Genomic DNA, 20,721 nt, shown 5'->3' on the forward strand with positions numbered 1-20,721 from the left:
CACTCTTTAGGTTGTTTAAAGGGATACAAATTCTTATTAATCCGTTTGTTTTCAATGCGTTTCCTTCACCTGCATTCGATAAGCATGAAGCAAAGGTTCCGTATAACCGTTAGGCTGAATCACGCCTTTGAAAATCAAATCTTGCGCTGCTTTAAAAGCGACACTATTGGCATTTTGTGCCATCGGGCGATATCCATCCGTCGCTGTGTTTTGCTCATCCACCACCCGTGCCATGCGCTGCATGACGTCATCAAGGTGTTCTTTGCTACACATTCCATGAAGTAACCAATTCGCCAAATGCTGACTAGAAATTCGCAAGGTGGCACGGTCTTCCATCAAACCCACATTGTTAATATCAGGCACTTTCGAGCAACCCACGCCCGCTTCTATCCAGCGCACCACATAGCCCAATAACCCTTGAACGTTGTTTTCGATTTCTCGTTCAATCACTTGATCCGACAAGGTCAAATTGCTTGGAATCGTCGGGATGGTAAGCAAATCTGTTAGACTCGCTTTCGGACGATTTTTGAGTCGATCTTGCACTTCAAACACATCCACTTGGTGATAATGCAACGCATGTAAAGTCGCCGCAGTTGGCGATGGCACCCAAGCCGTATTCGCGCCCGCTTTCGGATGGGCTACTTTCGCTGCCATCATGGCGGCCATTTCAACCGGCATGGCCCACATTCCCTTGCCGATTTGTGCTTTGCCCGGTAAACCACACTGCAAGCCTATGTCGACATTGCGATTTTCGTAGGCCTGAATCCAAGGCTGGTTTTTAATCTGATCTTTTGGCAAGAAAGCGCCAGCTTGCATACTGGTGTGAATCTCGTCACCGGTGCGATCCAGAAAACCGGTATTGATAAAAAACACTCGAGATTTCGCCTGACGAATGCACTCTTTCAGGTTCAAGGTAGTGCGACGCTCTTCATCCATAATGCCGATCTTGATGGTGTTTTCTGGTAAACCAAGCATTTGTTCTACTCGAGCAAATAACTCACAGCTAAACGCCACTTCTTCTGGCCCATGCATCTTTGGCTTGACGATATAAATGCTGCCAGTACGGCTATTGCGCATGCCTTGAGTACGCTGTAAATCCAACGCACCGATCAAGCTTGTGACGACCGCATCAATAATGCCTTCCGGCACAAAGTTACCCAGTTCGTCTTGCATCAGGTCGCATTCCATCAAGTGACCCACATTGCGAATCAACAACAAAGAACGACCATGTAAGCGGTATTCTTGATTGTCCAAGTCCGTAAAAATACGGTCTGGGTTCATGCGGCGCGTTTGCATTTGCCCGTCTTTTTCGAAGCTGGCTTCTAGCGTACCTTGCATTAGGCCAAGCCAATTTCGGTACACGTCAATTTTGTCTTCCGCATCAACGGCTGCCACAGAGTCTTCGCAGTCCATAATGGTGCTTAGAGCTGATTCGATAAGAATGTCATTGATATTGGCTGGGTCTTTCACACCGTTTTTACCGTTACGATCAAACTGGATTTCTACGTGTAAGCCGTTATTTTTCAGTAATACGGCTTCTGGCTCACTGCGCTGACCATTTACCGCCACCAGCTGACAAGGTTGTTTTAAGCCGGCTTGGCTGCCGTCTTGAAAAAAGGCCAACAAATGATGGTAATAAACCACGTAGCTGATCACGTCTTTGTGAGAACCAGACTCCAGCGGAAACACGTCGTCTAAAAAGTCTTTGGCTTTGGCAATCACGGCGTCACCACGAACTGAGTTATAGGCTTTACCTGTGGCTAGCTCGTCTGTTTTGCTAATCACATCTGTACCGTAAAAGGCATCATACAAACTGCCCCAACGAGCATTGGCGGCATTCAATGCAAAACGAGCATTTTTCACCGGTACCACCAATTGAGGCCCAGCCAAGTGAGCAATCTCTTCATCAACATTCGCGGTGGTGATGGTGAAATCGTCACCTTCTTCGACCAAATAACCGATTTCACGCAAGAAGGCTTCATAAGTCTTTGTGTCCATGGCTTGGTCTTTATGATCCAAATGCCATTGATCAATTTGTTGCTGCATCTGATCACGAGTCGCCAATAGTTGACGATTAATTGGTGACAGATCAGCAACGAGCTGCTCAAGGTCGCGCCAAAATTTTGTTGGTTCGATAGCGTGAAGTGGCAGCACTTCTTCATTAATGAAGTGGCAAAACCCTGGATGAATCACACTGTTATTTTTAGCTTGGGGCATATTCATCTCGCTTTCCTTCTTTCTCTTATCACTCTGATTCTTAGGGTTAGCAATTCGCTTGATCTCTCTTTCGATTGCTTGATTTATAGTCTATGTCCAACTAAGATAAAATTTCACAATAAGAATTACACAGTGTAAATTTTACAAAAATGAAAAATAAAAATAGCCTCAATCGCAAGGCCCATTTTTTGGGAACAAAAATCCGCAACCTGCGTAAACGCAACCGTTTGACCATGGAAGACCTGTCGGCACGATGTATAAAAGTGGACGCAGAATCGGCCCCATCAGTGTCTTATTTATCCATGATAGAAAGGGGAAAACGCATCCCCAGTGAAGACGTATTGGAAGTCATCGCCAGCGTTTTTCAAAAAGATGTCGAATGGTTTTTGGATGATATTCCGGAAGAAGAAGCCATTACTCCAACAAAAGGGTCTGGCGGTGGCATTAATGGTATGGCGTTAGAGCCAAACTTTTTGTTCTCGAAAGAAATACTCCAAATCGCCATTCCTGAGATGCTTTCTCAAACAGGGACTAGCGGTCGTCAATTTGCGCATTTGTTGATTCGCGCCCACCAAGAGCATCATCAAAATCATTTCCCTGATTTAGAACGCGCGGCAGAAGAAGTCGGACTTAAACGCTTACCATTAAGCCTTGATGAGATTGTTGCCATCACCAAGCAAATGGGTTTGCAAATCAAGTGGTTTAGAAAAACGCCTTTAGCGGTTTTACAAGAAATGGGCATCAGTGAAAGCCATGTAGTAACATCTTTCTTTGATCCACCAAGTACGATTTACATCAACCAAATCATGAAAGCCCAACCACAAAGGTTGAAATACAATCTTGCGGTGCATATTGGTCACACGGTTTTACACGATAAAGACGGCATGAAAAATGTCTTGGTCACAGGGCGAAATGAGATATCACCCTTACAAGCGCAGAATGCGAAAATACAATCGTCAGGTATGGATGCTCAGGATATTTTGTACGCTTGGCGAGACTTCGAATGCAGCTTCTTTGCTGGGGCTTTGCTTTGTCCAAAAGTGCCGTTTCGACAAATGCTGGATCGTAATGGCTACGAAATTAATACTGCACAATTAGCAGGTGTTTCTGAATCCGTCACCATGCGCCGCATGACCGCAGCGTCGCCTTATCCCCATTGGCACTATTTTGATGCTTATGCACCGGGCAAACTCAAAGCCGTGTATCGAGGTAATGGTATTCCACTACCTTGGGGCAACATGAGCATGGTGGAAGACCCTTGTCAGCACTGGTCTGTATTTCGCAAAATCAGCGAACCAAGCACTGGCACCTCAGCACAAATATCGATTCTTAATGTCGGCGACGAACCACGGATTTACGCGTGTGAATCAATAAAAGTGCAGGACCTTGCCGGTAACAATCACGTACTTTGCTCCGGCATCGATTTGAACCCCGCCATTGATGCCCAAGGCAAAGACGCCCTATCCATCGCCTCCGATTTACGGGAAGCCTGCGTGACCAAAGGCGGCTCCTCACAAATCCCAAGAAGCATCAAAAAAGACTTAATGAGCGTGGCGAAGATTTTAAACATCAACTGGGTCGAACGCGGCATAGACAACGATGCCAGATTGATTTGTTCCCGTGGTGCCGTTTGTCCAAGGAAACCGAGCTGTTATCAACAGTGTGAAGCACGTTAGTTTGTTTTAGGAGAGTTTATCTTTGGATACCAAGCCGTGTGGTGTTTTGCTTGCGTCACTGACGTCGTCAGCGCCAAACACCACACGGCTTGGCTTTTGACAATCATTCACTCATTGCCCAATGCTGCGATTCATGGAGCACACGTAAGATTTCTAGGCAGTTTACAGACAAATTTTCTCGATAAACGACGACAAAAGGCAAACCTGCAATAACAAGTTCTCGTGTGTTTTTCACTCTGCCATAGCGTCCAGCTCTCGGGTGTTCAGACAGAATAAGATTTACGTTATCAATGACCTTTATTACCACATCAATAGCAACAATTTGGCTATTATCTTCTACGATGTAGGCTTCGATTTTTTCTAAATCAAGTTCTGCTAAGTCAGTCCATTTGAGCAGCACGCTTTGCATCCCATTTCGCTTTAATATCAGAATGGTCGATCAATTGCCCTTTGTCCGCTGACTCAATGCCTTTTTCTACTTCATGAATAAACCAATCTTCGCGAGCAACATATTGCTTAATCGCTTCCGCCATTAGCCACGCACGAGGCCTATCCATTGCTTCAGCCATTTGTCCAACACGCTGCAGTGTTTCTTCGTCTAGTCTGACTGAGGTTGCTTTTAAAGACATTGACATTCTCCGAGGTTCTCTAAGAATCTAAATCATAGTCCATGCATGTTTCTTTGTCTTCATCAGTCTTAAAATTTGACAGTGAATAAGACAAGATAATAACTACTTTCGCTCTGTTTCCGAACACGCTTCTACAGCACCAGCCCCAGCGTCAATACGCTTTAGAACCCCCGCTTTTTCTAAATAAATTATATCGTTGAAAATGATGTTATCCGACACATTAAATCGCTGCTTCAGTGTCTCAGAGAATACTTGCCCTATTCTCGATGCTGATAATTTACTTCGCTCTTGGTTATTAACGAGAGGAAGTATTGCTGTAACGTCGTAGCCGCTCAGTTGTCACTAATATAACGACAGAAAGAAAGACTAATATCAACGGCAATGACGCGAAAGTGAAGACTGTAGCGGCACCGCCTAGCAAGGGCGGAACGATCATGATGCCGATATACGCAGAGGCCATAGATAAGCCAATAATGGTTTGCGATGCAGCCGACCCAAAGCGTTTTGGTGTCATTTGAAGGGTATTGGGAAAGATAGGCGCGCAACCAAGCCCAATCAATATCAAGCCTATTTTTGCAAACCCATCAAAGAACGGCAGAGCCAGTAATATACAACCCAATAAGATAATGAACACGCCTGCTCGGATTAGAGCTTCTTCGGTAATTTTTTCCGCTATGACGCCACAAGCAAAGCGCCCTACTGTAATGCCTAAATAATACATTGCCGCCCAAAATGCAGCATCCGAAGCCAAAACATCTCTTTGTGTGGTGAGATAACTTGCCGCCCACAATCCGGTACTCATTTCTATTGAGCAATAGCAAAAGAACACCGCCATTTGCAGTGGAACGCCTTGAATTTTTAAGGCAGTGACATTCGAAACGACCGCCACACTTGTGCTATTGCGTTCAGCAGACTTAACAACAAACTTTTTCCACAGTGGCAGAGATAAAAAGAGCAAAATAACCAGTGAAAATTGCACCACGGCGATGGTGACATAACCATCTCGCCAGCCTTCTTTTAGGGTCAAGTAATTCGCCATCAAAAGCGGGCCCGCTGTCGCACCCACGCCCCAGAATGAATGCAGATAATTCATATGTTTGGCTTTATAGTGCAGTGCCACGAAGTTATTTAATGCAGCATCGACTGCGCCAGCCCCAAGCCCCAAAGGAATGGCCAAAAATGCCAGAGCCAGCGCTACATTGGACAAACTAAAACCCAATAATGCGATGGCTGTCAGCAAAACGCTGATTGCGACAACTTTTCCAATACCAAAAAAGTTGATTGCTTTTGTCACATAAAGACTAGAAAGAACGGTCCCCGCACTAATAATGAGAGAAATAACACCCGCAAATTCCGTTGAGGCGTTTAAGTCTTTACTCATCACAGGCCACGATGAGCCCAGTACTGCATCAGGTAGCCCCAAACTGATGAAGGCAATATAAATGATAAAAAGCAATAGCATAAAAAGACTTACCCATATTTAATTTGGTAGAACAATACCGCTTAATGCGCGTTAAATATAGGCAGACACATACTTAAAAACAGCCTAATTTCTAAAAACATGCCTGTCGCGTTATGGCAAAAGCACGTAAATTAAAAAGCCCGAAAGTCAGTAATTGGCTTTCGGGCTTTTGCCTCATTTATTCATGCTATTGTGCTTTTAGCGTTTCAAACCTTAGACCGCTGGCTGTTCTATTAGGAAAGCCCTTCCAGTAAGTGTGGTTGGCGCTATCCTCACCATCACCCCAAGTGCCTTCATTAGAATGCGGCACTAAATCTAAATAGCCTGACATTGCATCATCGTGCTTCAAATACTGACCTAACCATGCCGTAATGAAATGGGTAGATACATTGTTCATTCGCACATTATCCCAAACAGGGTCAAGGTAATGCATAGACAAGTTGAAGCCTAACTCTGGGTCCACTTTATACATTTCAGCTGGCGGCGCCATCGGTGCCCCCGCGTTGTGGTTAGCGTAGTCAAACGTCAATAAAGCACGATCAACGCTGGTTGACGCTTTCCATAAAGCCCGCACTCCGTCTTCGTAACCAACAACGTCGTCTACCGACCCTGCTATATACAGCATAGGAACACGAATTCCCTTAGCCGTTTCAGCATCCATAAAACCATTATTCATACCAGCTGGAGCAAAGGTGACAGCCGTTTTAATACGCTCATCAGCCAAAGCGAGGTATTCATCACTGCCACTTAAATACTGATCTAGCGTGCCACTAGGCGTGGAAAAAAAACCTTCGTTTTTCTTAACACCATATGAGGTTAAACCACCGCCAACCGTCACAACGGTTCCATAACCGCCCATTGAATAGCCGATAATGCCAGTATTATTGGTATCCACTAGGTTATATAAGAAGGAAGATTTGTCTTTCGCCAATTGACTAATTTGATCCAAAATAAACAACTGATCTTTGGTTCTGTTAACAATGCTTGAACTAATGTCTGATACGGTTCTATAAGTTGACTCTGTATGATCAATAGCAACAACCACATAACCTTTTGAGGCAATATTCTCAGCTATCGGAGCCATTAAGAAGCGATTACCTGGGTAACCATGGGAAAGTATAACCAGCGGAAAGGCGGTTTTTACCTTAGCTGGCTCAGCATCTAGAATCGCTTGGCCATGTAGCTCAATTTCTGTTTTACCGTCTCGTGCAAAAACCTTTAACACCTGAGAGCCTTTCGAATTAGCTTGTGCTGGATACCAAGCCTCAACCGTTAAAGGGCGATCATAGTAAGGGAATGCATCACTTTCTTTTCTGTCTCTTGGGGTGTTTAAAACATCAATTTGGTTTTTATGAATGAAATCTATTTGCCTAACACCAACGGTCTGCTCGCCATAAGCCGCTAATTCAGGGGCATCCGCTCGGATAATATCAATTCTATTTTCAGCTTGTACCGCAGAAAATGGAACACAAGACGCCACAAGTAACGCAGCAGCGTAACGTGTCATTTGCTTATTTTTCATAACAACAGTCCTTATTATCTTTATTGTATTGAATGTTTAAACATTATTGGGTTAATCGATTAACCAAATAAGTATAACCACGTCATTACACTTCGCTCAAGAGCGAAAGCACACCTAATAACAGCAAGATCAGTAACTTGCTTGTTGCAACTATCAATCAAGGCTAAAATCTTGGCTCTTTAATGCCTTTATCCCAAGGAAGAGACATGCCATCAGCTCCGCGCAGAAAGCAAAAAAACACATCGAATAAAAGAGTGTCTTTAGCAATGGTCGCTGCTCATGCCAATGTTTCGACGGCAACCGCCTCTCGAATTATCAACGGAATTACCAACAAGGCGTCAGAACAAACGATCCTTCAAGTCAAAAAATCTGTGGCTGAGCTTGGTTACCGACCTGCAAGTATTGGTAGAGCATTAAGGTGCCAGGAAAGCCGTATGGTTGGCGTCTTGGCCGCCAGTTTGGCTAACCCTACCATGTCGGCTATCGCGTCATCGATCGAATGGGCACTAAGAGACGAAGGCTACATAATGTCATTGTGCGACACCCATCAAGAGGCGGACATACAAGATGAATATCTTCTGGAAATGCGTGCTCAGCTCGCTCGAGCGGTGGTCATTGTCGGCGCGGTTCAAAGCCCGCTATTAACGGATTATCGCAACAGTGACATGACCTTTGTTTTTGTTAATCGCCCCGCACCAGACCAAGAAAGTGCACTTTATGTTGGCATCGATAATTATCAAGCAGGTGTGGACGTTGCTGAATTGTTGCTTCAACATGGCAAAAAAAACATCGCTATTATTCATGCCTCACTTGATCAAACCGCCGCGGAAGAAAGGCGCAGAGGCTTACTCGATCGCCTAGCAAAGGCAGGTATTCACTCTGATCAAATCCCCCATGCTCACGCAGAAGGCTTAAATCATCTTGAGGTTGGCTATCAGTGCATGGGAAACATATTGAACATGGCTGAAAGACCAGAAGTCATTTTATGCCTGAGCGATATGCTTGCGTTCGGTGCCTACAGGCGAGTGCAAGAAACAGAATTGAGTGCGACGGATGATATGACTTTTTTCGGTTTCGATGATAATCCACTTAATCCTTGGATTGCTAATTGGCTGAATTCTGTGGGTGTCCCTGCGGAGTTATATGGCCCTGCCACGGTGGCGACCTTAAAAGCTATCTGGAACCATTCACCACCAACTACACCAACTTATTTACCCCACAAATTTCGCTTAAATAAGGCATTTACAGAGGTTAAGTAGAACTGAGAACAATTATCACCACTGGTAATATATCGAAAATTTCCTCTCATTTTTGGTTAAAGAAAAAGCAAGACTTGATTAGATCGACATAAAAATGCCTTTTTCCTCAATCTGCCCTATCGAAATACGCCCACAAGTATTAAAATCAGCGCAAATTCCCATACCCTTAGTTAAGGAAACCTCATGACTTTGTCGACCAGTCAGTCAACTAATGTCGTAGTTGTTAGTAACTCTTCTGATAATCCCTTTGCTATTGATGTTGCCTATGCAATGGGCCAGCATGAAGACATCGCTGATCTGATCAGTATGAAGCAATTCATGAACTCTGAATTTTGCCCTCGTTTTATTTCTGACGAAGCGGATTTTGAAAACATTGGCCGCAAACTTAAGGGTAAAGCTGTCGTTATCGTCAGTACTGGCAGTCATGTAAAAAGCCGCCAAGAATTGGCTATGTCAAATTTAATAATCGCCCGTGCTGCGAAAGAAAACGGTGCTGATCGCGTTATTCTGGTTGAGCCAGATCTATTCTATAGTGCACAAGACCGTGGCCCTCATAAAAGCTTAGGTGAAACCAGTTTTGATAGAGATATCAACGATATTAAAAAATTCGACGGCCAACCATTCACTGCCAAGCTTTACGCTCAACTGCTAAAACTGTCTGGTGTGGATACGGTAATGACCATCCACAACCACTCTGACTCTGTGCAAAAAATCTTTAATGATGTATTCGAAGGCGATTTCCACAACCTAATCCCTTATGAGATATACGCCCACTACTTACTAAACTCAAACATCTTAAACTATGGCGAAGACGGCGAAGGGCTTGTCCTTTGTGCTCCAGATAAAGGCGCTCGCGATTTTGTTAAAGAAATGTTCAGAACACTGGGCCTTAGCAAAGCAAAATTCATCATGCTTGATAAAGATCGCACCGCTGAACGCAAAGTAGAAATTACCCTTCACAAAGAAAGCGAGCACACTTTTGACGGTCTAGACGGCGCGAGTATTGTGTTGTTTGATGACATGGTTCGCACGGGCTCGACTGTTGTGAAATCTTGCCAGTTCTTACAGCAAATCAACCCTGAACGCATGGTGTTTGCGGTATCGCATTTTTATGCCAGCGATGAAGGTCGTGAACGTATGGCGCATCCAGCGATTGGCGAGATTCTGACACTAAATACCTTACCAACGATTTTGAACCGTGATGAGCAAGGTCGCTTACGTAAGAAAATGGTCGTATTAAAAGTCGAAAAATGGCTAGCTCAAGAGCTTTGCAATATTCTTGACTTGCCACAAACTCACGAACCAAACCCTTACAAAATTGATATGTCGTCTAAAAATCCTCGTTTTAAACGCAAAATTTGGTTCAGTGAAGAGCTGTCTGAATTAAAAGGCTAATGTTATTCGTTTAGAACAGCCATAAAAATGCCGCTTAAAAGCGGCATTTTTGTTTCTATTCGAAGTCATGCATTTATTAAGCGCGAAACGCCAGCAAGAGAATATCTTTGATTTTACGATCTATTTCTACTTGCGCAGCCTCAAAATCGGCTCTTTCCACCTTGTACAAGTAAGGCTGAACACCACGCAGTTTCTTGATCGCTTGTGGGTCTTCCGCCAACAAAACTGCCACATAAGAAAACGCATCATAGTAAGGGAATGCCTGCTCTTTGAGTGCATTCAAATAAGAGTCAACGGACTCTTCTCCAAAGACTTGTTTAATAGCGGTAACAGCGCCAAACACGGCAACACCCTCACATAGAGCTGGGGTTTGCGCGCCTTCAAAGCCAACAGGATATTGACCACGAACCATTTCTTGAATTACATCCGCCAGCAACATCACATCGTTGCTGAATACTCGAGCTGGCATTTGGATTTTGTAACGATACGGCTCATCGGCATGTTCAAATACAGCATTTGGTTTGGCAATGTCATCATTGACTTCGAAACCATCAAACTTGGCTTCTTCAACGGCTTCGCCAAAAAGAAACTCTACCGCTGGCAACCAAGCTGCACGTAGTTTCTCTAATTTATTTACTTCTGTTGAGTAAGTGTCTGCCACAAGCTCATCCTTATTTATTCTAAAAGAAACAGAGCGTCAGACCCATGGTCAAACCACCCTTTTTGATAGGCGAAACCTTATCATATTGAGGAAGATCAAGCAGGAAAAATTCGACGGCAAATACGCAGATTCAGTGAATAACACTGGTATTTAGATCAATGAAACAAAAGAAAATACCTTATGAACCCTATCTTAGCTGACTGTCTTTACTGCCCGCTCTATTATACAAAGCAGAACGGCCTTTCTTCTCTTGCTCGGACTGGCATTGAATGCACAAACGTACTCCCTGAATGGCTTTGCGACGAGGCTCAGGAATTGCCGCATCACATTCTTCACAATGAGTCAGACTCTCACCTTTTGGCATACTGTTTTTTGCACGCTCAACTTCGGAGTCAACTGTTGCGTCTATTTGATCTTGCACCGCGCCATCTTGCGCCCAACCACTCGCCATACATACGCCCCTATTATTTTTATTGATTACTCTGCAATCTCCCACCACACATGGTAAGAAACAAGCTGCCAATGACTGTAATTTCCAAGTGTTTCAATGACAAGCGTTTTCCTAACTGAGCAATGACAAAAATATCGGTTAATTTACCACCATATTTTGTTAGAAGCTGAATATTTCGTTACCTATTGGCAACATCATTCAATTTACCCTCTCTGTGGGTATGTTAGAATCTCCGCTTCCAGCCGCAAGAGCGGTGGTTTCGAGAAGACCATTTCGTAAGGTCTTATTCATATTTATCTATTTTGGAGACGACACCATGCGTTTATCTTCGCTTAAAATGGCATTAGCCGCACTTGTTGCCGCAATACCAGCTCTTGCATCTGCTCACCCAGGACATGAACACACAACCAGTTTTATGACCGGCTTCATGCACCCTATGGGTGGTTTGGATCATTTATTGGCTATGTTAGCTATTGGTCTTTGGGCAGCTAGCCTTGGCGGTCGTGCGTTGTGGGCTGTGCCTGCGGCTTTTGTTGGTACTATGTTGGTTGGTGGCGGTCTAGCCGTTGCTGGTGTGCAAGTCCCTTTCATTGAGCAAGGTATTGTCTTATCTGTCATCCTAATGGGTGCATTGTTAGTCGGTGCGGCGCGCTTCTCTGTTGCGACTTGTGCTGGTATTGCCGGATTGTTTGCACTATTTCATGGCGCTGCGCATGGCTTAGAAATGCCTCTAAACGCTAATGGTGCAGAATATGCTTTGGGCTTTGCTGCTGCTACGGCATTGTTACATGTTGCAGGTATCGGCTTTGGTATGGGTGTTGCGCGTTTTCAAGCGCCTATCGTGACGCGCCTAACTGGCAGTATCATTGCTATTGCTGGCGTATTTTTAGCACTAGCATAAATACATGAAGCATTAATTGAAGCCACGTTATTTTGCAGAAATAGCGTGGCTTTTTTTATTCTTTAACGCTATTTCCCCCTAACCTATGGTGTCTATAAATCGATTCATTTTTTACATAGTTACCCAACAGCGCATTCTTTTACAAAAAGATTAAATACCCTGTAAAAGTTTATGTGTATGATTTTTGCATATTCAGTAATTTGCCAAGAAAGGATCAATCCTTGAAAAAAGCAGAGTTTAAGCAACCTTCCGCCTTATTTTTCTCCCTGATTGCTTTCTTCGCCATTGCGTCTTTTGGGGCTTATTGGACTCAATCAACAAATAAATCCATTATCAATCAACAGCAGTCACTTCTAAGCGGACTGTCTCGTACCCAAGCATCCGTTCTGGAAAGACGCCTGTCTGCAGCCTTTACTTCGGCACAAATTCTCGCTTATGAAGTAGAACAAAATGGTGGCGATGGAGAATGGTTTCCTAATTATGCACATAAGCTGATCGATTCTATTGGCGGTATTGCAAACCTCCAGCTTGCACCAGACGGCATTATTTCAGACATCTATCCTATAGAAGGCAATGAAAGCGCCATAGGTTTTAACATCATATCAACACCAGGTTTTGAAAAAGAAGCGATGCTATCTATTCAGAATCATCGGATGTTCGTCATAGGTCCAGTAGCATTAGTGCAAGGTGGTGTTGCCGTTATCAGCCGTGCGCCAATTTTTCTTAATAAAGGCACGCAACGAGAGCTTTTTTGGGGCTTCGCCTCTGCGGTCATTTATTTAGACGATTTACTCGAAGCAACACAATTAAAACGCCTTGAAAGCGAAGGCTACCAATACAACTTATCAAGAAAACATGCGGCAACAAAGGATACGATAACCCTATCAAGCTCCCTTGCCCCCCTTTCTGACATCCAAGCATCCACCGAGCTTGTTCTCCCAGTCGGAACATGGACATTAAAAATTAGCAAAGCACTTGATAAGGATCTAGATCAAAGAAGAGTAACAGGCTATGCAGTGAGCCTTATCGTTTCACTATTGCTGGCCATCGCACTGTACGCGATATTAATCCAGCCCTTAAAACTTAGAACGCTTGTTAAAGAAAAAACAGCAGAGCTTCAAGACCTCGCGAATAAAGACCCCTTAACAGGACTTCCAAACCGACGTTTTTTACAAAACAATTTACCTAACGTTTTACAGCACAATCAAAAGCATAAAAGGACTTCTGCGTTTATATATTTTGACCTTGATAATTTCAAACGCATTAACGATACGATAGGTCATGATGTTGGGGACCAAGTTCTCATTATTGTTGGTGAAAGATTAACTAAGCTGAAAGGACAATCCGATCTAGTAGCCCGTTTAGGGGGAGATGAGTTCGGAATATTCTTAGGTGAAGTAAGTAGCGAGCATCAAATTGAAGAACATGCCAACCGCATCCTACAAAGCATCCGCGCTCCCATAAAAATGGATAATCGAGAATACCTATTAAGTACCTCTTTAGGCATTGCAAAGATTCCTGAACACGGTGATGACTTAGTTAGTATCATGCAAAATGCTGACATGGCGTTGTATCAAGCCAAGTTGCTGGGGAAAAATCAGTTCTCCTTCTATAGCGAGAACATGAAAGTTAATACGCACAATCTCATGAAAGCAGAAAATGACTTATCTCTTGCCCTACTCAGAAATGAATTCGAAATGTATTATCAACCTCAATTTGACTTGCATACGAATCATATTTTGGGAGCCGAAGCGCTTATTCGCTGGAATCATCCGGAAAAAGGCCTCATCTTTCCCAATGACTTTATACCTTTGGCTGAAAGCACAGGGAAAATTATTGAATTAGGCTACTGGATACTAGAAAACAGCATCGCTTATATCGCAAAGCGGAGAATAGAAAAAAGAGCAGATATTCTGCTGCATATTAACCTTGCCTCTCGCCAGTTATCGGACCCTCACCTTGTTGTTTTGGTGCAGGACCTGTTAGAAAAATACCAAGTACCAGCACACCTTATTGGCTTCGAGATTACTGAAACATCTATTCTTGAGGACGTTCATTTAACAAGAAAGTTGCTGCAGACCTTCAAAAATATGGGAATATGCATCGCCATAGACGACTTTGGAACAGGCTACTCTTCGCTTTCTCAGCTTAAAAACCTTCCGGTTAATCTACTTAAAATTGATCGCAGTTTTGTTATGGATTTAGAATCCGACCCAGACGACCGAAAAATTGTTGAGGCGATTATTGCCATGGCACACAAGCTTAATATAAAAGTGCTGGCAGAAGGCATCGAAACCAGAGAACAATGGAAAATGTTAGCAAACTTCCAGTGCGATTATGGCCAAGGCTATTATGTGAGCAAAGCAGTCACTATGGACGAATTCAATAATGGCAAGCCCATAGTTCACAATGATTCTTGATTAAAAATCATCGATAAGAAAGCAAAAGTTAGCCAATAAAAAAGCCCAAATGTGAAAATTCACACTTGGGCTTTCGGTATAGGCTAGATAGATAAGTCTGAGCTTATCGAACTAAGACGCTAAGCAAATTGCACTACCGTGGTTATGTACTTCAACCAATTCTTTGTGCAGGCTGCAAATCGCTTTTTCGTAATCTTCTTCATCAACCACAAACTGCATATCTACCTGACGCATAGATTGGTGCATAGCCAATACGTTAACGTCTTGCTCAGCGATCGCTTTAACCGCTTTTGCCAACATACCTGTGGTTTTCATATCACTACCAATCGCAGACACAATAGCAACCTTACGCTGAGTAATTTCAGCATCTGCAAAACGTTCGTGCAGAACTCTCATCACTCGCTTCAAGGTTTTCAGGTTAATAGCCAAATAATGCGTAATCGTATTGGCGTTAATGTCTTTTGCGATAATGTGAGCATGGAACTGTCTTAATACTTTAAGAATGTCCACGTCGAATTTATCGATATCACCAGCCATATCTTGATCAAATAGTTCCACAGCAAAGACACCACGACAACCCGCAATGATCTCTACACATGGCGCATCACTGACATAATCACCTGTAATCAATGTACCTGTATGGTCTGGCTCAAAGGTGTTTTTCACGCGTAATGAAATACCGCTCTGGCGCAAGCCTTTCGCTGCTTTTGGATGGATCGCTTCCATACCAAGGTTCGCAAGCTGGTCTGCAACATCGTAGTTAGTACGGCCAATAGGCACGGCATTTTTCTCACCAACTAAACGCGGGTCTGCACTACTCAAGTGGAATTCTTTATGAATAACAGCTTCATGTGCTTTTGTTAAAACCGCAATTCGACTAAAAGTCATTTCACTGTAACCACGGTCAAACGTAGACATTAGACCTGTTTCACTGTGAGCGTAACCCGTTGCAATCGGAAGTTCTTTGCTCAAATCAATGTCTTTAAAAGCGTCAACAATGCGTTCATCAAGAGACATGTGACTTGGGCTGTTCCAGCCAGTTAAGTCAACAAAAACAGCATTTACACCATCGCGTTTTAATAAATGCGCAGTATTCCAAGCACTGTGCGCTTCGCCAAGACTTGCAAGCATTTCTCGTACGGTAGCAAGGTGCTCACTAATCGAGAAATGACCGTGCTGACAAAGGCGGTGTAAATCTTCCAAGCATTCTTGTGCTTCTTTCAAGCGGCTGTTTAAAAAAGCATCTGCTTTTTCACGCAGCTCACCCTCTTCAAACAAAGCATGATTGACCTCTAACATGGCGGTGCGAACATCTTGCAATGCTGGGAACCAGTTATTTTGCTTACGCTCTTGAGCAAATAATGCGAAAACACCTGCATCACCTGTTTTCTTATGCTCTAGCAACTTATCGGTCATACCTGCATAAGCGGAAACAACAAAAATACGCTGATACATGCTGTTTACTTGAGTAGGCTTGAAAATGATATTGTCTCTAACTGAACGGTAGTCACTCATGGACGTGCCGCCAATTTTTTCAACTGTATGTTGTCCCATTATTTACCCAATTCATCAATGGGCCGAAAGCAAATTTTCGACCAGAGTCTAAAACTGCCGCTATATTGTCATAAGGTTGCGGAAATTTTAAGCATTAATCGTATTTTTCAATGCATAAAACCGCAGACAGAATATTCTTTGTTGAGGCTATATTGATTCTGTATTTAGCCCTAAGGAAAAATACATCGGAGGACAATAAGATGCGGCTGTATATAAAGAAGTTTGGGTGCCGTCTACCACCAAGAGCAGAACAGCACCGACTCCTATAACGTAACCACTAAAATTAAGTTACGCTACATAAGAAGAAGCTCGACACATCAATCTAGAAGTTCGTAAGCACCTTCTGAGTTATGTACTTCTTTACCAGTAATGGGTGGATTAAAAACACACGCCAATTTCAATTCTTTAAAAGCACGCAAAGTATGTGCATCATGTTTATCTAGTACATAAACAACACCTGGTTTTATATGGTGTTTTTGGCCTGTTTCACGGCTCTCAACTTCACCCTCTCCAGAAATGCAGTACACAGACTCGAGGTGATTTTGATAATGCATATCAAAGTCTTTGCCTTCATAGATAGTCGTAATGTGAAAAGAAAAACCCATATTGTCTTCTTTTAATAAAAGACGAGTGCTTTCCCAGTTACCATCAGGTGACACTACTCGGCGCTCAGTTTTTTCGCATTCGGCTAAATCACGTGCAAACATTCTTTTCTCCTTATGATCTTGTTAGATCGATTAACATCTCGATAACGAATATCGAATAACGCTTGAGGTTTTGAACTTACAATTTACGTCACTCAAGCATGTAATAAGAACCACCGCAAAAATTAGGCCGCAGTTCTTTGGGTTACCTTTCTTAGCAAATGGGAACTAAACAGCAATGTCATAGTTCTCATCAAAGTAGCTTTTTGCTTCTGGCATATCGTCTTCCTTGGCACACACATCACGAATTGCACGCTCTAGAATATCGATACCTTGTTTTAGATCTTCATCACTAATAATTAGAGGACAAAGAAACTTCACTACTTGGTCATCGGCACCGGATGTTTCGATCATCAGACCATTCTGGAAACATTTCTTGGTAATCTTGCCAGCCAATTCGCCGCTAACGCAGTTGATGCCACGCATCATACCTCGGCCTTGAACAACGAAATTACCTTCGCCGAATTCATTAATAATATCTTGTGTGCGCTGGTGAATGTATTCACCTTTTCGTTTGATTTCTTTCTCAAACGCGTCGTCTTTCCAATAGGTTTCAATCGCTACTTTAGCCGTTACGAAGGCCAAATTATTACCACGGAAAGTACCGTTGTGCTCGCCTGGTTTCCATTCATCAAGTTCGGGACGCATAAGAACCACTGCGAATGGCAAACCATAGCCGCTCAATGATTTCGACATAGTCACAATGTCAGGTTTAATTCCAGCGTCTTCAAAACTAAAGAAAGTACCAGTACGACCACAACCCGCTTGAATGTCATCGACAATCAATAAAACACCGTGCTTCTTACAAACCGCTTCAAGATTCTGTAGCCATTCAAAACCTGCCACATTAATACCACCCTCACCTTGAACCGTTTCCACGATAACTGCGGCTGGCGTGTCTACACCACTACTAGAGTCTGACAATACTTTGTCTAGGTACTCTGTTGTTTCAATACCATCCCCCAAATAGCCATCAAAAGGAACGGTAGAAACACCGCCACCCAATGTCGTTCCCGCTGCGCCACGGTGATGAGAATTACCTGTTACAGATAAGGCTCCCAAACTACAACCGTGGAAACCGTTAGTGAAACTAATAATATTTTCTCGACCTGTCACATTACGAGCCAGCTTAAGGGCTGCTTCGACCGCGTTAGTCCCTGTCGGTCCCGTAAACTGCATCATATATTCCAAGCCACGGGGCTCTAAAATATATTTTTTGAAGGTCTCTAAAAATTCACCTTTTGCTTTGGTGTGTAAATCAAGGCCATGTGTAATACCGTCTTCCATGATGTATTCAACAAGCTTTTCTTTAAAGACAGGGTTGTTATGACCATAATTCAATGTGCCGGCACCAGCCAAGAAATCTAGGTATTTATTGCCTTCTTCATCAAACAAATGAGCACCAAGTGCGCGATTAAAAACGCGAGGAAAAGAGCGAGCATAAGATTGTACTTCTGATTCGATTTCGTCAAAAATTTTCATAGTTCTATTATCCTTTTAAGTTTATTACTGTTTTTGATCAAAAAGCTGAGAGCGAAAGCTTGGCTTTCAAGCGTCACACCTTTTTAAATCACAAGACTATTGGACCAATCCGAACGAGGTGTTCGGTATCATGCAAGCCGTTAAAATGAGTCTGTTTATCAAACATGACTGACTCTTCTAATGGCGCGTTGAGCTGATCAGCAAGACGGCGAAACAGAGCCCAAGATCCGTCATTCGCTGCTGTAATACTGGTTTCGATGTAACGCACACCCGAACAACTGGACCGTTCAAGTAGTGATGAAACCATTCTTTTAGCAAGCCCTTGACCACGAGCTTTCTCACTAACTGCAACCTGCCAAACAAACAAAGTATCCGATTGGTTGGGAATGATATAACCGGAGACAAAACCAACCAGTTCGCCATCCTCCAAACTTGCAGCAACCGAGGTCTCGCTAAAGTGACTGGCTTGCAACAAATTACAATAAACGGAGTTGGTATCCAGCGGTGGGCAAGACGCCACCAGCAGATTCACAGCCATTCCATCTTTTGCCGTTGGTTTTGATAACACTATTTTTTTTGAATCCATAACTACATCCATTAGAAATCAAAGTATTAAATATCGAATACAAACGATATATAGGCGATTTGCAGATTCGTTGAGCATTTTTAGACTGCAAAAATAGTTTGATGTCTAATCATTATACCTAAAATGAAGTGCTTGGCTACATTTTATTTAGAGAACTAATCATTACATAACTAACATTTGTTACATTTATGCCGCCGACGATGGCTCAAGCAAGCCCCAGTCACTCCACGAAATTAGGTGAAAATAGAATAAAAACATCTTTTTTGTTGCATAAATGCACTGAAATTCGGAAAATCCTGCCCCTATTCGGAGTTCTGCTGATTATTCTCTTTCTATTAACTAGCGAAAGAGTGAAGCAAAGGCTTGGCAATAAAACCGACTCTGAACGCTGTTTATATACTTATATCAATAACTTAGAGATAACTATGAAAAATAAAACATCGATCCAAGGCTCGTGGGCGAGCCGATGGATTTTCATTTTAGCGGCGACAGGCTCTGCCGTTGGTTTAGGTAATATTTGGAAATTCCCTTACATCACAGGTGAAAACGGTGGCGGGGCATTTGTTCTTGTCTATTTAGCTTGCATATTGATGGTTGGTATTCCGATCATGATGGCAGAAGTATTTATTGGCCGTCGTGCTCGTAAGAACCCTATCAACGCTTTAGCGGATGTCGCAGAAGAGTCAGGAAGCACAAAGAAATGGGGCATTATCGGCCTTATGGGCATGCTATCTGGCGTACTGATTTTCTCTTTTTACTCTGTTGTGGGTGGTTGGGTCCTTCATTACATAAAAGTAATGCTTACAGGTGAAATGATCGGTGTTACTTCTGATGCAGCGGGTTCTGCATTTGGTGCACTACTTGCCGATCCTGCTACTTTACTTGGCTGGCACACTCTATTCAGCATTATGTCTATTGCTGTTGTTGCAGCAGGCATTAACAAAGGTATAGAGACAGCTACTCGCATCATGATGCCAGCGTTGTTCGTGCTACTGATCATCTTGCTTGGCTATGCCATGACAACCGGTGGTTTTGCACAAGGCTGGAACTTCATGTTCGAGTTTGATTTCAGCAAATTGACTTGGAATGCTGCGCTAGTTGCACTTGGTCATTCATTCTTTACCCTATCTTTGGGCATGGGCACCATCATGGCGTATGGTTCTTATATGACAAAGGATGCGTCAATCGGTAAAACGGTATTGGCTATCGGTGGCTTGGATACACTCGTTGCTTTGGTCGCTGGCTTAGCCATCTTCCCGATTATTTTCTCGAACGGAATGGACCCTGCTGCTGGCCCAGGTTTGATGTTTATCTCTTTGCCTGTTGCCTTTGGTCAAATGGCTTTTGGTCAATTATTTGGTGTTTTGTTCTTTATCCTGATCGCCGTAGCTGCATGGACCTCCGCTATTTCCCTGCTGGAACCAACCGTTGCCTTCTTGATCGAGCGCCTCAAGATAAAACGTATGACAGCAGCAATTGGCTTAGGCATTACTGTTTGGGCTCTAGGCATCGCATGTTTAGGTTCATTTAGCTTTATGTCTGATGTGACTTTCTTCGGCAAGAACACGTTTGACTTCTTCGACTACATCACTGCAAACATTATGCTTCCATTGGGCGGTATCTTCATTGCATTGTTTGCTGGTTGGGTCGTAAAAGATAAGTTCGCACAAGATGAGCTGCAACTTCCAAGTGCTGTTTTCAAATTGTGGAATATCTCGATGAAATTTACAGCGCCAATCGCTGTAGCCATTGTGTTGTATTTCTTGATCAACCCAATGAAATAACCATCACAACATTCGTTG

The 20,721-nt window shown here is 43.2% G+C and carries 18 protein-coding genes; 6 read left to right on the top strand and 12 right to left on the bottom strand.

Annotated features, from left to right (window positions below; genetic code table 11):
• Positions 1-51 precede the first annotated feature (51 nt).
• Positions 52-2,223 carry a malate synthase G gene (locus tag C1X04_RS14135; RefSeq protein WP_137170295.1) on the bottom strand — a complete coding sequence of 724 codons (2,172 nt, stop codon included), beginning with the start codon at positions 2,221-2,223 and terminating at the stop codon, positions 52-54.
• 182 nt (positions 2,224-2,405) lie between these two features.
• On the opposite strand from C1X04_RS14135, the gene C1X04_RS14140 reads away from it, so the two are divergent.
• Positions 2,406-3,893: a DUF3612 domain-containing protein gene (locus C1X04_RS14140; RefSeq protein WP_254682275.1), complete on the top strand. Its 1,488-nt coding sequence runs from the start codon at positions 2,406-2,408 to the stop codon at positions 3,891-3,893.
• 103 nt (positions 3,894-3,996) lie between these two features.
• On the opposite strand, the gene C1X04_RS14145 is transcribed toward C1X04_RS14140, so the two are convergent.
• The 5 genes from C1X04_RS14145 to C1X04_RS14165 all read right to left on the bottom strand — a co-directional run bounded on the left by C1X04_RS14145 (position 3,997) and on the right by C1X04_RS14165 (position 7,506).
• The gene (locus C1X04_RS14145) at positions 3,997-4,293 is read right to left on the bottom strand and encodes a type II toxin-antitoxin system RelE/ParE family toxin (RefSeq protein WP_137170297.1); all 297 of its coding nucleotides are present in this window, start codon (positions 4,291-4,293) and stop codon (positions 3,997-3,999) included.
• Positions 4,274-4,522: a CopG family ribbon-helix-helix protein gene (locus C1X04_RS14150; protein ID WP_137170298.1), complete on the bottom strand. Its 249-nt coding sequence runs from the start codon at positions 4,520-4,522 to the stop codon at positions 4,274-4,276. Before C1X04_RS14150 ends, C1X04_RS14145 begins: the two co-directional genes overlap by 20 nt.
• A 102-nt stretch (positions 4,523-4,624) precedes the next feature.
• Entirely contained in the window at positions 4,625-4,858 is a 234-nt protein-coding gene (locus C1X04_RS18900) for a DeoR family transcriptional regulator (RefSeq protein ID WP_137170780.1), read from the bottom strand.
• On the bottom strand, positions 4,818-5,984 hold the full coding sequence (locus C1X04_RS14160) for a sugar MFS transporter (protein ID WP_137170299.1): 1,167 nt from the start codon (positions 5,982-5,984) through the stop codon (positions 4,818-4,820). The genes C1X04_RS18900 and C1X04_RS14160 overlap by 41 nt, the downstream gene beginning before the upstream one ends.
• Before the next feature lie 187 nt (positions 5,985-6,171).
• Positions 6,172-7,506 (bottom strand): dienelactone hydrolase, encoded by a 1,335-nt coding sequence (locus C1X04_RS14165; RefSeq protein ID WP_175404954.1) that lies wholly within the window; start codon positions 7,504-7,506, stop codon positions 6,172-6,174.
• A gap of 206 nt (positions 7,507-7,712) precedes the next feature.
• Here C1X04_RS14165 and C1X04_RS14170 point away from each other — a divergent pair, with 206 nt between their 5' ends.
• Together C1X04_RS14170 and C1X04_RS14175 are read left to right on the top strand one after the other, a co-directional pair.
• On the top strand, positions 7,713-8,765 hold the full coding sequence (locus C1X04_RS14170; protein ID WP_137170300.1) for a LacI family DNA-binding transcriptional regulator: 1,053 nt from the start codon (positions 7,713-7,715) through the stop codon (positions 8,763-8,765).
• Positions 8,766-8,948: 183 nt separating this feature from the next.
• Positions 8,949-10,160 carry a phosphoribosyltransferase family protein gene (locus tag C1X04_RS14175; protein WP_110577328.1) on the top strand — a complete coding sequence of 404 codons (1,212 nt, stop codon included), beginning with the start codon at positions 8,949-8,951 and terminating at the stop codon, positions 10,158-10,160.
• A 76-nt stretch (positions 10,161-10,236) separates the two neighbouring features.
• Here C1X04_RS14175 and C1X04_RS14180 read toward each other — a convergent pair whose 3' ends face one another.
• Both C1X04_RS14180 and C1X04_RS14185 read right to left on the bottom strand, forming a co-directional pair.
• A complete protein-coding gene (locus tag C1X04_RS14180) occupies positions 10,237-10,821 on the bottom strand; it encodes a hypothetical protein (protein WP_110577327.1) in 585 nt (194 codons plus the stop codon).
• Between the two features lie 187 nt (positions 10,822-11,008).
• The gene (locus C1X04_RS14185) at positions 11,009-11,272 is read right to left on the bottom strand and encodes a DksA/TraR family C4-type zinc finger protein (RefSeq protein WP_110577326.1); all 264 of its coding nucleotides are present in this window, start codon (positions 11,270-11,272) and stop codon (positions 11,009-11,011) included.
• Between the two features lie 316 nt (positions 11,273-11,588).
• Between C1X04_RS14185 and C1X04_RS14190 the strand changes: the two genes are divergently transcribed.
• Together C1X04_RS14190 and C1X04_RS14195 are read left to right on the top strand one after the other, a co-directional pair.
• Entirely contained in the window at positions 11,589-12,173 is a 585-nt protein-coding gene (locus C1X04_RS14190; RefSeq protein ID WP_110577325.1) for a HupE/UreJ family protein, read from the top strand.
• A gap of 221 nt (positions 12,174-12,394) precedes the next feature.
• Positions 12,395-14,593, top strand: a complete 2,199-nt coding sequence (locus C1X04_RS14195; protein WP_137170301.1) for an EAL domain-containing protein — start codon at positions 12,395-12,397, stop codon at positions 14,591-14,593.
• Positions 14,594-14,704: 111 nt separating this feature from the next.
• Here the strand turns inward: C1X04_RS14195 and C1X04_RS14200 are convergent, their stop codons facing one another.
• The 4 genes from C1X04_RS14200 to ectA form a co-directional block, all read right to left on the bottom strand.
• The gene (locus tag C1X04_RS14200) at positions 14,705-16,147 is read right to left on the bottom strand and encodes an aspartate kinase (RefSeq protein ID WP_110577323.1); all 1,443 of its coding nucleotides are present in this window, start codon (positions 16,145-16,147) and stop codon (positions 14,705-14,707) included.
• Positions 16,148-16,464: 317 nt separating this feature from the next.
• On the bottom strand, positions 16,465-16,854 hold the full coding sequence (locus tag C1X04_RS14205; protein ID WP_067013657.1) for an ectoine synthase: 390 nt from the start codon (positions 16,852-16,854) through the stop codon (positions 16,465-16,467).
• Positions 16,855-17,019: 165 nt separating this feature from the next.
• Positions 17,020-18,333: a diaminobutyrate--2-oxoglutarate transaminase gene (ectB, locus tag C1X04_RS14210; RefSeq protein ID WP_137170302.1), complete on the bottom strand. Its 1,314-nt coding sequence runs from the start codon at positions 18,331-18,333 to the stop codon at positions 17,020-17,022.
• Positions 18,334-18,421: 88 nt separating this feature from the next.
• Entirely contained in the window at positions 18,422-18,919 is a 498-nt protein-coding gene (gene ectA, locus C1X04_RS14215) for a diaminobutyrate acetyltransferase (RefSeq protein ID WP_245927092.1), read from the bottom strand.
• 425 nt (positions 18,920-19,344) lie between these two features.
• On the opposite strand from ectA, the gene C1X04_RS14220 reads away from it, so the two are divergent.
• Positions 19,345-20,703: a sodium-dependent transporter gene (locus C1X04_RS14220; RefSeq protein WP_110577320.1), complete on the top strand. Its 1,359-nt coding sequence runs from the start codon at positions 19,345-19,347 to the stop codon at positions 20,701-20,703.
• Positions 20,704-20,721 lie beyond the last annotated feature (18 nt).

Source organism: Marinomonas sp. FW-1, from assembly GCF_005222245.1.
Taxonomy (GTDB): domain Bacteria; phylum Pseudomonadota; class Gammaproteobacteria; order Pseudomonadales; family Marinomonadaceae; genus Marinomonas; species Marinomonas alcarazii.